The following is a 13998-nucleotide window of genomic DNA, read 5'->3' as shown; positions in this document are numbered from 1 at the left end:
AAAATGAAAAATTTGAAATTACTTTTTTTACCAATTGTAGCCTTACTAATTACTTCATGTAGTTCAGTAAGAGTAGTAACGGATTATGATACTCAAACTGATTTTAATCAGTATAAAACATTTGCATTTTATAAAACAGGAATAGACAAAGCTCCGATCTCTGATTTAGATAAAAAACGTATTATGCGTGCTATTGAAGCAGAGTTGACGGCGAAAGGGATGACAAAGTCAGCTACACCAGATGTTTTAGTGAGTTTGTTTACTAAGTCTCGTGAACGTATTAATGTGAATGATAATTTCTATGGAGGATTTTACTATCCATGGTATTATGGACCAAGTCCAGTAACTGTTTCTCAATATACCGAAGGTACGTTGTTTATTGATTTGTTAGATGCTGACAAAAAAGAGTTAGTATGGCAAGGGATAGGAACGGGAGCTTTGAGTACAAGTAGTGTAGAAAGAAAGGAAGCTCGTATTAAAGAATTTGTGGCTGAGATTATGGCGGAGTATCCACCTAACGCTAAAAAGTAAGATTTAAATTTTTTAAGATATACAAATACGTTAAGCAGAGCTATAAAGTCTGTTTAACGTATTTTTTTATGATATTTGTAGTATGAGAAATAAGATATTAAAACCCACTCCTGATGAGTATTATACTAATGAGCAAGGGTATAGGGTTTTTAAAGAAGCGTATCATTTACGACGAGGATATTGTTGTAAAAGTGGTTGTAAACACTGTCCGTATGGATATGATAAAAATACCGATAGTTTCAAATAAATGTGACAATAATTAGTTTATTGTTTCTAATAGATAAAATCAAACAAGTAGACATGAAAAAAATTACAGTATTCTTTATTGCACTTACTTTTATGGGATGTGCAGAATTACAAAAAGTAGTAAATCAATTACCACAAGGAGGGGTGTTAACACAAGAACAGATTGGTAATGGTTTGCGTCAAGCTTTAGATAACGGAATTCAGCATCAAGTAACTAAATTAACTTCAAAAGATGGTTTTTATAAAAATGACTTGGTAAAAATTTTATTACCAGAGGAATTACAAGCAGTAGACAAGGGTTTGAGAAAGATAGGTTTAGGTAATTTAGCTGATGAAGGATTAAAAGCAATTAATAGAACTGCTGAGGATGCTGTAAAAACAGCAACTCCAATTTTTGTAAATGCTGTTAAAGAAATTACATTTAATGATGCAAAGAATATATTATTAGGAGCAGATAATGCTGCAACTTCTTATTTAGAAGGAAAAACAACTTCTGCGTTATATGCTGAGTTTAATCCAGTTATTAAAAACTCATTTTCGAAAGTAGGAGCTGATAAAATTTGGTCAAACTTAATCACGAAATACAATAGTATTCCGTTTGTTAAAAAAGTGAATCCAGACTTAACAGACTATGTAACAACTGAAGCGTTAGATGGTGTGTTTACTATGATTGCGGTTGAAGAAAAAGGTATACGTAATAAAGTAGGATTACGTAATACAGCATTATTACGTCAGGTATTTGCGTTACAGGATAATAGATAAATTATAACTGCTTACTAGCAATTTTTTCAAAAAAGGACTTTCTGTAGGTGTTACCAATAGGAAGTTCTTTTTTTTGTATCCATAATGAATCGTTTTCAATTTTATCAATAGCCTTAATTGAAATAATGTATGACCTGTGTGTTTGGATAAAATTATCTTCAGGTAAACTGCTTACTAGGCTTTTTAAGGTGCTGTAAGTAATAATTCGCTCATTTTTTAAGTAAACTGAAACGTAGTTTTTTAAGCCTTCAATAAATAGAATATCATCTAAAAAAACTTTTGAAAACTTGTTTTTTCCATCTGTTTTTAGAAAGAAATAATCATTTTCAGTATTCTGGTTTATTTTTTGGTTTGACTTGGTAATTTTTTTATGAACTTTTAAAACAGCTTTGTAGAAGCGATCAAAATCAAAAGGCTTTAGTAAATAATCAATAGCAGCAATATCGTAGCTTTCTAGGGCAAATTGAGGATAAGCGGTCGTAAAAATAATATTAGTTTTACGGCTAATAATTTTAGATAATTGTATGCCCGTAATTTCAGGCATTTGTATGTCTAAAAAAACTAGATCAATAGTCCCTTTTTCTATTTCTATTAAGGCTTCTAACGGATTTGTGTAAGTACTGTTTACTGAAAGAAAAGGAACTTTATCTACATACTTTTCTAACAAGCGAATAGCTGGCGGTTCATCATCAATGATAATACAAATTAGTTGTTTGCTCATAATGGAAATTGTAGGTATGCGTTAAAAATATTATTACTTTGCTGAAAAGTTAGTAAAAAATTGTCATTATATAGAACTTCTAATCTTTTTCGAATGTTTTCGGTTCCAATACCAGTTTCCATATATTTTTCAGAAGTGTTTGTGTGGTTTTCAGTGGTAACTACCAAGCTAATATCATCAATAGTTATGTTTATATTGGCAGGTTTATTCGGGTTGTTTATAACTCCATGCTTACAAACATTTTCAATAAAATTGATTAAAATTAACGATGGTATTTTATGGCTTTTAGGATTTCCGTGAATAGTTAAACTAACATAAAGATTACTTTCATATCTACGTTTAAAGAAGTGTAGATAGTCATTAAGAAACTGTATTTCATTTTCTAACAAAACAAAATTTTCAGATGTTTCATAAGTAACATAACGTAGTAGATGTGAGAGTTTTAAAATGTCGTTAGCAGTTTCTGGTTGTTCATCATATAATTCTATGTAAAAACCATTAAGTACATTAAATAAAAAATGTGGGCTTATTTGAGATTTTAAAGTGGTTAATTGTGCTTGTTGATGTTTTATTTCTAATAAATGAAGTTTGTTTTTGTTTTCTCTATATCTAAAAAATAAATATACCAGAGTACTATATAAAGAAGCTTTAAAGCTGAAAATGAAGCTATCGAAAAAATAAGTAAAAACTATACTTTGATTGTTAATGTTGTAATTATTAATATTGAATAATATGGGAGATAGAATTTCTTCTAGTAAAAAACGAATTCCTGCAAAAACAAAAACCATAAAAATAACCGAAGCTCCAAATAGTATATACTTTTTCGTATTAAAAAGTCTAGGGAGTAAATAGTAGTAGTTAAGAAAATATACCGTAAAAAAACTAATACTAAATGTTAGTGTAAAAAGGAGGGAGTAATTTATAGGTAACCTGTTAGATGAGGTAAAAAAATTCCAACCAAAATCTAATAAAATTAGTAGGGCTATAATGAGTAAGTTGTATTTTAATTCTTTTGAAAACTTCATTATTCAAAAATAAGTGGAATATTCTTTAAGAGATTAAAAATAGGACAAATCAATGTTTTGTTATTACAAAAGCATGTTTTTGTAAAACTAACATGAGTTTTTTGTTAAAAGAAACTACTTGTGTAAAAGAAATCGGAGTTGGTGTAATAAAAACTAATAGGCTGAATTAACGATGTATTCTTGTGTAGAATTTTAAAAACAAAAGAATGAAAAAATATTTAGTATTGTTATTTGGGGTATTGTTACAATTTTCTTGTCAAAATAAAGAAAAAAAACTATTAGATAAAGACCAGACAATTTTGAAGCCTTATGCATCTTATTATCCAAGTAGTAAAACCAAAGTGTTGGTGGTTGGAACCTTTCATTTTTCTTATCCAGGGTTAGATTATACTAAAACAAAAGAAAATGATAAGATAGATGTGCTAAGGGAACCAAAAAAATCAGAAGTAACAGAATTAGTAGAATATATCAAAAAGTTTAAACCAACTAAAGTAGCTATTGAAGCAAAACCAAGTTGGAATATGAATAAAAGATATAAAGAATATAAAAAAGGGGAGCACAGAAACGAAAGAGGTGAAGATTATCAGTTAGGGATGCGTATAGCAAATGATTTTAATTTAGATACTATTTACTCTATAGATGCAAATACATTAAGTAATGATTTGTCTAAATTAAACCCTGAGTTCATGAAAGAGTTATCGAAAGATTATGACTTTAAATCAGATGATCCTTATAGTAAAATGGTTCAAAAATCATTTGATGAGGACGCTAAAATTCCTTCTAAAGTGAATTTACTAGAATATTTTAAACACATGAATTCTATTGAGGGGCACAAAAATAACTACGGTGCTTATTTGGTTGGAGATTTTAAATTGGATAATAATAGAGGTGCAGATTTTTTATCTATTTGGTGGTATAACCGTAATCTTCGAATTTTTAGAAATATTCAGAAGATAGACCATACAAAAGAAGATAGGATTTTAGTAGTTATAGGTAATGGACATGCGTCTGTATTAAGGCATGTGATAGAATATTCCCCAGAATATGACTTTGTAGAATTCAGTAGTTTACTATAAAATAGAAGAAGTTTTATAGAGATAGTTTAGATAAAAAATAATTTTTGGAAGGTATATGATATTTTTTGAAGATTTTAAGAGTAGAAATATGATTTATAAATTACAGAATAAGGATTGTTAATTATAATAAAAGAGGGTTTTCCCCTTTTTTATTATTTGTGGGTTTTTATGTTTTTGTAAATCAAATAATTATGTATATTTATAATCCGTGTTAACCCAATTATAAATGTCAAGAATTAATCAATTACGTAGATACAGAAAACATCTTGAAGAGAGATATCTAAGGTTGGTTGAGACAGCTAATGATTATAAATATGAAGATGAGTGCAAAAGTGATCGCTCAGCATTCAAAGCGATGAAGATATTGGAAAAACTAAATAGAATAAAATATTTAGATGAAGATATGTCAAGCCCTGTTGTGTAACTCCTTAAAGTAATCAAAAGCTTTTAACAGTCTACTACCGTACCAAGAAAAGTATTCTCCGTCAACCAATATAGGAGTCAGGTTGTTAGTGTGTTCTATAATCTCAAGAATGTGTTTTTCTTTGAAAGGAAAAGGTTCAGAAGAAAGTAAAATTAATTCTGGTTTTTTCTTATTGATATTTTTTATGTCAACTTCTGGATACCTTTTTTTGTTAGCATAAACATTTTCAAATTTATTTAATTCTAGCAGGTGATTTATAAACGTATTACTTGCTGCAACCATCCAAGGATTTCTCCAAATAAAATAAGCAACTTTTCTACTTTTTTTATTTTCAATAAACTTTTTAAAATCAATTATTTTTGACTCTAATTTATTAGTTATTTTTTTAGCTTCAATTTGCTTCTCAAAAAAACTTCCGTACAAAGAAATTAACTCTATGGAGTCTGTAAGTGTAAAAATATCAGAAACATGGGTAAATGCTACTTGCTGGCAGGCTTCTACTATTTCTTTGGTGTTTTCTTCTCTGTTACAAAGAATAATGTCTGGTTGAAGCTCTTTAATTTTATCTATTTTTATGTTTTTGGTGCCACCAACAATAGTTTTTGTTTTAGTTAAGTGTGTTGGGTGAACGCAAAATTTTGTTATTCCTAATATATTGTCTTCGAGACCTAAATCAACTAAAAGTTCTGTTTGACTAGGAACTAAAGAAATAATTCTTTTATATTTTTTGTTAGTGTTCATTAAACAAAATTAATGATTCAAAAGAAAGGATTGTTATTTAACTCCCATAAGTTCTTGAAAATCTTTTTTATAGCTTTTACTTACTCTAAAGGTTTTGTTATCGTTAATTTTTACATCTGTCTCACCATAATTGGAAGTGATGATCTCATCAATAAAATTAGAGTTGATTATAGTAGATCTGTGAATTCTAACAAAAAAATTAGAGTTTAACCTTTTAATTATGCTTGATAAAGATTCACGTAGTAGATACTTTTTATTATCAGTAGTGAAAATTTCTACATAATAACCTGAAGCGGATATATACTTAATAGCGTTTCGTTCTAAGAAAATTATTTTGTTTCCTGATTTAATATTAATCTTGGTTCCTTTTACAGGCATTTCAATAGGAGTCTTCTCTTTTACTAGATCTATGATGTTATCTAAATCTGAAAGTTTTTCTATTTTCTTATAATCAATAACCTTTTTAATAGAAGCATAAAAACGATCTTCTTTTAATGGTTTTAAAAGATAATCAAAAGCAAAGTAGTCAAAAGCTTTCACAGCATGTTCGTTAGAAGAAGCTGTGAAAATAAAAATAGGCTTTTTAGGTAGAGTTATTTTTTCGATAATATCAAACCCAGTCATATCGTTTATTTTGGTGTCAAGATATACAACATCTGGGTTTAAAGTGTTGATTTTCTTTATAGCGTCTAAGCCATTAGAACATTCATCAATAATTTCTATAAAATTATAATTACTTAGTAATTTTTTAAACCTTAATCTAGCAGCTTTTTCGTTATCAACGATTAGAATAGATAATTTCATTTACATTTTGTTTTCTTAACAGATATAACATTCGAACCTAATGAGAGCCTTAAATTTAAGCTAGTTAAAAATTAGTTAAAATAAAAGTCAAAATTTAAGAATGTCAAATTAGCTCTATAGACATTGAAGGGGACCAATATTTAATTATAATATTAAGACGCTGCAAAAATAAAGAAGAATCTTTTTCTAATTGAACTAAAATAAGTTTTTTTAAAAAAATTAACATTATTTAGTATTTGGTTGTTTTATTCTTTTTAAGTCTCACTTCTTAAAATTGTTTTTTCGCATCAAAATAAAAGGTGTTAACTTCAAATAGCTGTTAACAAAAACTTATAGCCTTTAGATTTACAACTGTTAATTAATAAAAATTTAATAATTTATGAATCTACATTTAAAAAATGTGATCTGTGTTTTATTCTTTTTCAGCTTTATGCTGAATGTGAATGCACAGGAGAAAAAAATCACAGGAGTTGTATCCGATAGTGCTGGGCCTTTACCGGGCGTTAGCATTGTGATTAAAGGTACGATAAAAGGTGCTGAAACAGATTTTGATGGAAATTATACCATCAGTGCTAAAACAGGAGATACCCTTGTTTACATGTTTTTAGGTTATGCTAAGGTAGAAAAAATTGTAGGGGAGTCATCTACAATTGACATAACTATGCAAGAAGATGCTAACATCTTAGATGAAGTAGTTGTGTCTGTAGCTTATGCGGCTAAAAAGAAGAAGGATATTATTGGAGCGGTGAGCGTTGTTTCTGCTAAAGACTTAGGGGATTTAAAAGTAACAACAGTAACTGAAGCTTTACAAGGGACTTCAGGTTTGTCTTTGGTTAATACTTCAGGACAACCAGGATCTAGTCCAACAATCAGGATTAGAGGTGTTGGGTCGTTACAAGGTAACATTGACCCTCTTATTATTGTTGATGGAGCTCAGTTCGCTGGTAACTTAAATTCTATTAATTTTAATGATGTTGAATCTTATTCCGTTTTAAAGGATGCAGATGCTGTGTCTCTTTATGGTAACAGAGGAGCTAATGGTGTTATAATCATTAAAACGAAATCAGGTGTTAACACAGATGGTGAAGGAATAATAGAGATTAATACAAGTTATGGGTTTTCAGATAAGGCTACAGATGACTACTCTTATTTAAATTCAGAACAAATTCTTGCTACATCTTGGCAAGCTATTAGGAATGAAAGGTTAGATCAAGGAGATACTGCAGAACAAGCAGCTGCTTTTGCTACATCTAATTTAATAGGTGATCTTAAAGCTAACCCATACAACATTGCAGAGCCTATAGGTGTTGATGGAAAACTTAAGTCTAATGCAAGATTATTATATAACACTAACTACTATGATATTTTAACTCAAAATGCTACTAGAAGAGATGTGTCTTTAGTCTTAAGAGGAGGAAATGATAAAACTAAATACTTTGTATCTGGTGCTTTTTTAGATAGCGATGGGTTTAGTTTGAATTCAAAATTTAGGAGATATACAGGAAGGGTAAATGTATCATCAGAAGTTAAACCTTGGTTAACTGTAGGTGCTAATTCTTTTGTAACTATAAGTGAATCAAACTCACCGACACAAGATGGTAGTACTTTCGCAAATAATATTCAATATGCTAGATCAGTTTCCTCTATCTATCCATTGTATCAGAGAAATCCAGATGGAAGTTTTATTTTAGATCCATTAGGAAATAAACAATATGATTTTGCAGAATCAAGAGGTTTCTTTGGAGCATATAACCCTGTAGCAGAAACTTATGGAAGCCCAAACTTATTTGAAAGAAATACGTTCAATTTTTCTCCATATATTACAGTGAAGTTTAACGATAAGCTAAACTTTAAGTCTCAATTCAATTATACAAATTATTTATATGAGACTAATTCGTTTAATAATCATTTTACAGATGGTGAGGATGCCATAGTAAATAACCGTTCTAGTAGTAAAGAACGAAATACTACAAAAACATGGAATGTTATTAACACATTATCTTATAAAAATACTTTTAACGATAAGCACACATTAACTGCTTTATTAGGTCAAGAAATGTATGATAGAACCTATAATCGTGTTAATGCTACTTCTACAGGTTTTATTTTTGAAGACTTACCAGAATTAGATAACGGTGCTACACCGACTACTGTAGGTTCTATTATAGAAAAAAATAGGTTATATAGTTTCTTTGGAAGATTAGATTATAACTTTGATGAAAAGTATTATTTCGGTACAGGTGTTCGTAGAGATGCGTCATCAATTTTTGCACCAGATAACAGATGGGGTACTTTCTGGTCTATTGCTGCAGGATGGAGTATTTATGATGAATTTTTAAAAGGAAGCGAAACTGTAAATTCGTTAAAATTAAGAGCTAGTTATGGTACAGTTGGTAACCAAAATATTAATCAACAGTTTACTTATATTAACGAATATGGTTTAGGGTTTAACTTATTAACTAACCCAGGTTTTACACCTATTTCTTTAGGTAATCCAGATTTAAAGTGGGAAACTCATAACAAATTAAACGTTGGTTTAGATTTTGGTTTCTTTAATAATAGACTTTATGGTAGTGTAGAATATTACGATAACCGTGTATCAGATTTATTATACTTACAAGTACTTGCTCCATCATTAGGTTCAGAAGGTGCTGGTATAGATGGAAATGGTGATCCAAGACAATTAGCTGAATGGAAGAACTTTGGAGAGTTAAGTAACAAAGGTTTTGAATTAAGCTTAAATTCTGTAAATATTAGTAATGATAAATTTAGATGGACAAGTTCATTCTCTATATCAACTAATAAAAATAAAATTGAAGATATAGCACAAACAGAACCAAGAGGATCTTTCCGTTGGGAAAAAGGGAGAGATCGTTATGAGTTCTTTATGAGAGAATGGGCTGGAGTAGACCCAGCAACAGGTAATCCACAATGGTATAAAGATGTTACCGCTAATGATGGTACCGTAACAAGAGAGAAAACGTCTACTTATGCAGATGCTACCAGATACTACACAGGTAAATCAGCTTTACCAGATTTTGAAGGAGCATTAGGAACTAAATTTGAATACAACGGTATTGATTTAGCTTTAAACTTCACTTATAAGTTTGGAAACTATGTTTACAATACAGACTATGCTTCTTTAATGAAGGCTAGAAATATAGGAGAACAATTAAGCTCAAGTGTTTTAGACGCATGGCAAGAGCCAGGGGATGTAACAGATGTTCCTAGGTTAACTACAGAAAATGATAATTTTGGTTCAAGATCTACCAGATGGTTACAGAAAGGTGATTTTATCAGATTAAGAAACATTTCATTAGGTTATAACTTAGATCAAGAAATGTTAGATAAATTAAACATCAGAAGATTAAGAATCTATTTATCTGCAGACAATTATTGGACATGGACCAAAGAAGATAATATAGATGATCCTGAACAAGCATTTAACGGTATTACAGATAATAGATCGACCGTTTTAAAAACAATTAGTTTAGGAGTTAATATTTCATTATAAAAAAGTAAAGAAATGAATAAAATACTTAAATACACACTTATATGCTCTCTTTTTATAGGACTTTCGTCTTGTAGTGATGAGTTTTTAGAGGAGCCAGTACCAACAGGTTCGGTGACTGGTGATGTAGCGTATACTACAGAGGCTGGTGTAAATGCTGCAATGACAGGGATGTTTAACGTCTTAAGAGATTACAGGGCAAGTCATGATACTTGGGGATCTAAAGCATACTACTTAGGAGCAGATGTAATGGGGACTGATCTTACTGTGCCTGATTTTAACTGGTATATTTTCGAACACAGATGGAATGTAACAGAAAATGCTAATGGAAGAAGAAACAATTGGGCATGGGAATTATACTATTCTGTAGCTAATATCGCACGTACTCATATTCAAGGAATATCTAAATCTTCATTAGCAGATGATTTTAAAAAGAGTACTATTGCTGAGTTACAGGCAGTTGAAGCTTATTGTTATTTTAACTTAGTGAGATATTATTCAGGATCATATCTTTTAGGAGCCGATAAACCAGGTATTCCTTTATATGATGCGCCTATAGTAGATGGAATTACACCGGCTGCTAGAGGAACTATTCAAGATGTTTATGATAGAATTATATCTCAATTAGAAGCAGCAATTCCTAGTATTAATGAAGGGAAATTGAAGTACCGTTTTAATAAACCTGTTGCAGAAGGAGTATTAGCTAGAGTATATCTTGAAGTAGGTAATTGGGCAAAAGCAGCAGAATATGCAGCAAAGGCTAAAACGGCTTACCCGTTGATGGATGCAGAAGATTATAAAGCAGGATTTAATTCTTATGATAATGGAGAATGGATGTGGGGATTACCATTTAACGCAGATCAACAACAAGGTTTTGCTAGGTATTATTCTTTTATAGATCATTCTAGTCCAGGATATAACGTAATATACGTGAGTAAAGACTTTGAAGCTTTGTTTACTAGTGATACAGATGTAAGAAAAGAATTAATAGTTTCTACAGGTCGTACTGAAGATACACATTTATTTAGAACTTCAAAATTTAGAGATTTAACAGATAGATCTGGAGACTTAGTGTTTATGAGAGCGTCTGAAATGTATTTAATAGAGGCAGAGGCTAGAGCTGAAATGAATGATTTACCTGGAGCAAAAAATGTTCTATTACAATTATTAAAAGTTAGAGATCCTAATGCAACTTTATCTACAGCAGCAACAAAAGAAGACTTAGTAGAAGAAATCCTTATAGAAAGAAGAAAGGAGCTTTACGGAGAATTAGGTGTTTCTTGGTTCGATCTTAAGAGAAGAAATAAAGGAATTTCTAGAAAAGGAAGTGCTTATAGGTTTGAAGTTGAATTCCCTGCTGGTAGTCCAAGATGGACATTTAAAATTCCTCAAGCTGAAATAGATAAGAATCCAAATATTTCAGAAGCAGATCAAAATTAAAAAATAAGTGCTAAAGAAATTATGATTTGACTTATTAAAGTTAAATATTCATTCCCCTAAAAAGAAAGGGCTGAGTTTAAACTCAGCCCTTTTCATATTAAAGTAGTAGTTTTTCAGTTCAAAAAAGGGGTGATTCAAATCAAAATAATAACAATAAAGAGTTAAGCTTAATACATTTGTGCTAACTTATACCAACTTTGTTTTCATTGGTGTAATTATTTGAATTAATTATATAAGTCAAGGAGTCATTAACCTTGGCTTTTTTTATTTTAAAATATTTTCCATTTGTTGTTGTAACTCTTTAGCTTTAGCAGCAGCAGCCTCAGCAAAATCACTCTCGTTAGAAGCATAAATAACTCCACGAGAAGAATTAATTAATAAGCCTATAGTATCCTTAGTCATCCCGTATTTACAAACTTCTTCTAAACTACCTCCTTGGGCACCAACCCCAGGAACTAATAAAAAGCTTTCAGGAATAATTTTTCTGATATCAGCTAAATATTCAGCCTTCGTAGCGCCAACTACGTACATTAAATTCTGTGAGTTTTTCCAAGATTTAGAAGTTTCAATTACTTGTTTGTATAACTCTTTACCATCAACAGTTTTTGTTTGGAAGTCAAAAGCGCCTTGGTTAGAAGTCAAAGCCAACATAATGGTATGTTTATCTTCAAAAGCTAAAAAAGGTTCAACAGAATCTTTTCCCATGTATGGAGCAACCGTTACCGAGTCAAAAGCTAAGTCTTCAAAAAAAGCTTTTGCATACATGGTACTAGTATTACCAATATCACCACGCTTAGCATCAGCAATGGTAAAAATTTCAGGGTGTTTTTCGTTTAAGTAATTAATCGTTCTTTCAAGAGATTTCCAGCCTTTAATTCCATAAGCTTCATAAAAAGCAGTATTAGGTTTGTAAGCTACACAAAGATGGTGAGTAGCATCAATAATAGCTTTATTAAAGGCAAAAATAGGATCTTCCTCTTGAAGTAAATGTGCTGGAATTTTGTTTAAATCAACATCTAATCCAATACATAAAAATGATTTCTTTTTTTGAATTTCAGATACAAGTTGTTGTGTTGTCATGTGTTGTTGTAAAAGTTAGGCAAAAGTACATAAATTTAGCAGTTTCTGTTATCTTTGTTATATATGTTTCAATATATCGTTAACAAAATTTTTTACGGATTCTTAACACTGTTTGGGGTAGTTACTGTAATATTCTTACTGTTTAATATCTTACCCGGTGATCCAGCTCGTATGATGTTAGATCAGAGAGAAGACACCGAACAACTACAAAATATTCGAAAAAAATACGGATTTGATAAACCTGTATTCACACAATATTTGTATTATTTGAATGATGTTTCTCCGTTGTCGTTTCATAGTAAAAACACAGATGATTATACCTTTTTATTAGAAGAAAAATACAATGCGCAACACTTATTTTCTATAGGAAATACAGAGGTGGTTGTAAAAACGCCGTATTTACGTCAATCATTTCAAAAAAACGGAAAAAATGTTTCCGAAGTAATTAAAGAAACGTTACCCAATACAGCAATTCTAGCGGTGGTAGCCATAACCATTGCTTTAATTTTAGGAATTATTTTAGGAGTCTTTTCGGCCTTATTTAAAGATACATTTTTTGATAGAATCATAGCAGTCATTAGTACTTTAGGAATGAGTGTTCCTTCTTTCTTTTCGGCAATTTTATTTGCTTGGTTATTCGGTTTTGTATTACACAAGTACACAAGTTTAGAAATGACTGGAAGTTTGTACGAAGTAGATGATTTTGGAGAAGGAATGCATATTCAATGGAAAAATTTAATGCTACCAGCAATAGTGTTAGGTATTCGCCCGTTAGCAGTAGTAATTCAGTTAATGCGAAACTCGTTGTTAGAAACGCTGAGTCAAGATTACATACGAACTGCAAAATCAAAAGGGTTAACGATGTATCAAGTAATAAAAAAGCACGCCTTAAAAAACTCATTAAACCCAGTAATAACAGCAATTTCTGGATGGTTTTCATCTATGTTAGCAGGCGCGGTTTTTGTAGAGTATATTTTTAACTGGAACGGATTAGGAAAAGAAATAGTAAACTCGCTAAATACTCTTGATTTACCCGTAATTATGGGAGCTGTTTTAGTAGTGGCTACGTTATTTATAATCATAAATATTATAGTAGATATTTTATATAGCTGGTTAGACCCTCGAATAAGATTACAATAAATGAGAACATTTTTTTTATTAACAATCATAGTTTTTTTATCAAGTTGCGCTGTTTTTCAGCCAAAACATTTTACTGAAACATCTTTGAATGAAGAATTACTAACTTTAGAAAGAGAGTCAATTTCATTTAAGGAAGTCTTAAAGCGAAATAAAGGCAAAAAGATATTTGTACAAATATTTGCAACCTATTGTCCCTATAGTCAAAAGAGCTTTAAAGATGTGCTTTCATTTCAAAAGAAAAACTCACAATTTGAATATGTGTTTTTATCGGTAGACCATTCGTACCATGATTGGAAAAGAGGTTTAGAAAGTATTCCTGTTAAAGGACAGCACTATTACATTCAGAAGAAAGGTAAAGGTGAACTTGGAAAGTTTTTAAAACTAAAAACAATTCCACGATTTTTAATTGTTGATGAAGAAGGAAGTATTGAGATATTTAAATCGTCAAAGGTGTCGGATAAATTAATTCGTTAAAGCCTAGAAAAAATGTAATTTTG

At 30.4% G+C, this 13998-nt stretch carries 14 protein-coding genes; 9 read left to right on the top strand and 5 right to left on the bottom strand.

Features of this window, described 5'->3' with window-relative positions; genetic code table 11:
- Window positions 1-3: 3 nt before the first annotated feature.
- From MHM83_RS07990 to MHM83_RS07980, 3 genes are all read left to right on the top strand, one after another.
- On the top strand, window positions 4-531 hold the full coding sequence (locus MHM83_RS07990) for a DUF4136 domain-containing protein (RefSeq protein WP_159613565.1): 528 nt from the start codon (window positions 4-6) through the stop codon (window positions 529-531).
- A gap of 82 nt (window positions 532-613) precedes the next feature.
- Window positions 614-778: a DUF5522 domain-containing protein gene (locus MHM83_RS07985; protein ID WP_159432107.1), complete on the top strand. Its 165-nt coding sequence runs from the start codon at window positions 614-616 to the stop codon at window positions 776-778.
- Window positions 779-831: 53 nt separating this feature from the next.
- Window positions 832-1539 (top strand): DUF4197 domain-containing protein, encoded by a 708-nt coding sequence (locus tag MHM83_RS07980; RefSeq protein WP_159613567.1) that lies wholly within the window; start codon window positions 832-834, stop codon window positions 1537-1539.
- A gap of 1 nt (window position 1540) precedes the next feature.
- Here MHM83_RS07980 and MHM83_RS07975 read toward each other — a convergent pair whose 3' ends face one another.
- Window positions 1541-2260, bottom strand: a complete 720-nt coding sequence (locus MHM83_RS07975; RefSeq protein ID WP_239179131.1) for a LytR/AlgR family response regulator transcription factor — start codon at window positions 2258-2260, stop codon at window positions 1541-1543.
- On the bottom strand, window positions 2257-3285 hold the full coding sequence (locus tag MHM83_RS07970; RefSeq protein ID WP_239179129.1) for a sensor histidine kinase: 1029 nt from the start codon (window positions 3283-3285) through the stop codon (window positions 2257-2259). Before MHM83_RS07970 ends, MHM83_RS07975 begins: the two co-directional genes overlap by 4 nt.
- Window positions 3286-3491: 206 nt before the next feature.
- Between MHM83_RS07970 and MHM83_RS07965 the strand changes: the two genes are divergently transcribed.
- Together MHM83_RS07965 and MHM83_RS07960 are read left to right on the top strand one after the other, a co-directional pair.
- Entirely contained in the window at window positions 3492-4361 is an 870-nt protein-coding gene (locus tag MHM83_RS07965) for a DUF5694 domain-containing protein (protein ID WP_239179128.1), read from the top strand.
- Between the two features lie 226 nt (window positions 4362-4587).
- The gene (locus tag MHM83_RS07960; protein ID WP_047788449.1) at window positions 4588-4785 is read left to right on the top strand and encodes a hypothetical protein; all 198 of its coding nucleotides are present in this window, start codon (window positions 4588-4590) and stop codon (window positions 4783-4785) included.
- On the opposite strand, the gene MHM83_RS07955 is transcribed toward MHM83_RS07960, so the two are convergent.
- A complete protein-coding gene (locus tag MHM83_RS07955) occupies window positions 4768-5526 on the bottom strand; it encodes an ABC transporter substrate-binding protein (RefSeq protein WP_239179127.1) in 759 nt (252 codons plus the stop codon). The genes MHM83_RS07960 and MHM83_RS07955 overlap by 18 nt on opposite strands.
- A 33-nt stretch (window positions 5527-5559) precedes the next feature.
- On the bottom strand, window positions 5560-6330 hold the full coding sequence (locus tag MHM83_RS07950) for a LytR/AlgR family response regulator transcription factor (RefSeq protein WP_159613575.1): 771 nt from the start codon (window positions 6328-6330) through the stop codon (window positions 5560-5562).
- A gap of 379 nt (window positions 6331-6709) precedes the next feature.
- Between MHM83_RS07950 and MHM83_RS07945 the strand changes: the two genes are divergently transcribed.
- Both MHM83_RS07945 and MHM83_RS07940 read left to right on the top strand, forming a co-directional pair.
- Window positions 6710-9844 carry a SusC/RagA family TonB-linked outer membrane protein gene (locus MHM83_RS07945; RefSeq protein WP_239179126.1) on the top strand — a complete coding sequence of 1045 codons (3135 nt, stop codon included), beginning with the start codon at window positions 6710-6712 and terminating at the stop codon, window positions 9842-9844.
- 12 nt (window positions 9845-9856) lie between these two features.
- Window positions 9857-11281: a RagB/SusD family nutrient uptake outer membrane protein gene (locus MHM83_RS07940; protein ID WP_159613579.1), complete on the top strand. Its 1425-nt coding sequence runs from the start codon at window positions 9857-9859 to the stop codon at window positions 11279-11281.
- 264 nt (window positions 11282-11545) lie between these two features.
- Here the strand turns inward: MHM83_RS07940 and pyrF are convergent, their stop codons facing one another.
- On the bottom strand, window positions 11546-12361 hold the full coding sequence (gene pyrF / locus MHM83_RS07935; RefSeq protein ID WP_239179125.1) for an orotidine-5'-phosphate decarboxylase: 816 nt from the start codon (window positions 12359-12361) through the stop codon (window positions 11546-11548).
- Window positions 12362-12424: 63 nt separating this feature from the next.
- Between pyrF and MHM83_RS07930 the strand changes: the two genes are divergently transcribed.
- Together MHM83_RS07930 and MHM83_RS07925 are read left to right on the top strand one after the other, a co-directional pair.
- Window positions 12425-13501 (top strand): ABC transporter permease, encoded by a 1077-nt coding sequence (locus tag MHM83_RS07930; protein WP_239179124.1) that lies wholly within the window; start codon window positions 12425-12427, stop codon window positions 13499-13501.
- Window positions 13502-13975 carry a TlpA family protein disulfide reductase gene (locus MHM83_RS07925; protein WP_159489905.1) on the top strand — a complete coding sequence of 158 codons (474 nt, stop codon included), beginning with the start codon at window positions 13502-13504 and terminating at the stop codon, window positions 13973-13975.
- The last annotated feature ends 23 nt before the right edge of the window (window positions 13976-13998 follow it).

Origin of the sequence: Tenacibaculum sp. Mcav3-52, from assembly GCF_022347665.1 — a bacterium.
Lineage (GTDB): Bacteria > Bacteroidota > Bacteroidia > Flavobacteriales > Flavobacteriaceae > Polaribacter > Polaribacter mesophilus.
The sequence above is the reverse complement of the archived record's forward strand: the minus strand, read 5'-3'. Positions and strand labels throughout refer to the sequence as shown.

Excerpts from the sequence above, each read along its gene's own strand:
- MHM83_RS07990 (WP_159613565.1), top strand. The coding sequence starts at position 4 with ATGAAAAATTTGAAATTACTTTTTTTACCAATTGTAGCCTTACTAATT.
- MHM83_RS07985 (WP_159432107.1), top strand. The coding sequence starts at position 614 with ATGAGAAATAAGATATTAAAACCCACTCCTGATGAGTATTATACTAAT.
- MHM83_RS07980 (WP_159613567.1), top strand. The coding sequence starts at position 832 with ATGAAAAAAATTACAGTATTCTTTATTGCACTTACTTTTATGGGATGT.
- MHM83_RS07975 (WP_239179131.1), bottom strand. The coding sequence starts at position 2,260 with ATGAGCAAACAACTAATTTGTATTATCATTGATGATGAACCGCCAGCT.
- MHM83_RS07970 (WP_239179129.1), bottom strand. The coding sequence starts at position 3,285 with ATGAAGTTTTCAAAAGAATTAAAATACAACTTACTCATTATAGCCCTA.
- MHM83_RS07965 (WP_239179128.1), top strand. The coding sequence starts at position 3,492 with ATGAAAAAATATTTAGTATTGTTATTTGGGGTATTGTTACAATTTTCT.
- MHM83_RS07960 (WP_047788449.1), top strand. The coding sequence starts at position 4,588 with ATGTCAAGAATTAATCAATTACGTAGATACAGAAAACATCTTGAAGAG.
- MHM83_RS07955 (WP_239179127.1), bottom strand. The coding sequence starts at position 5,526 with ATGAACACTAACAAAAAATATAAAAGAATTATTTCTTTAGTTCCTAGT.
- MHM83_RS07950 (WP_159613575.1), bottom strand. The coding sequence starts at position 6,330 with ATGAAATTATCTATTCTAATCGTTGATAACGAAAAAGCTGCTAGATTA.
- MHM83_RS07945 (WP_239179126.1), top strand. The coding sequence starts at position 6,710 with ATGAATCTACATTTAAAAAATGTGATCTGTGTTTTATTCTTTTTCAGC.
- MHM83_RS07940 (WP_159613579.1), top strand. The coding sequence starts at position 9,857 with ATGAATAAAATACTTAAATACACACTTATATGCTCTCTTTTTATAGGA.
- pyrF (WP_239179125.1), bottom strand. The coding sequence starts at position 12,361 with ATGACAACACAACAACTTGTATCTGAAATTCAAAAAAAGAAATCATTT.
- MHM83_RS07930 (WP_239179124.1), top strand. The coding sequence starts at position 12,425 with ATGTTTCAATATATCGTTAACAAAATTTTTTACGGATTCTTAACACTG.
- MHM83_RS07925 (WP_159489905.1), top strand. The coding sequence starts at position 13,502 with ATGAGAACATTTTTTTTATTAACAATCATAGTTTTTTTATCAAGTTGC.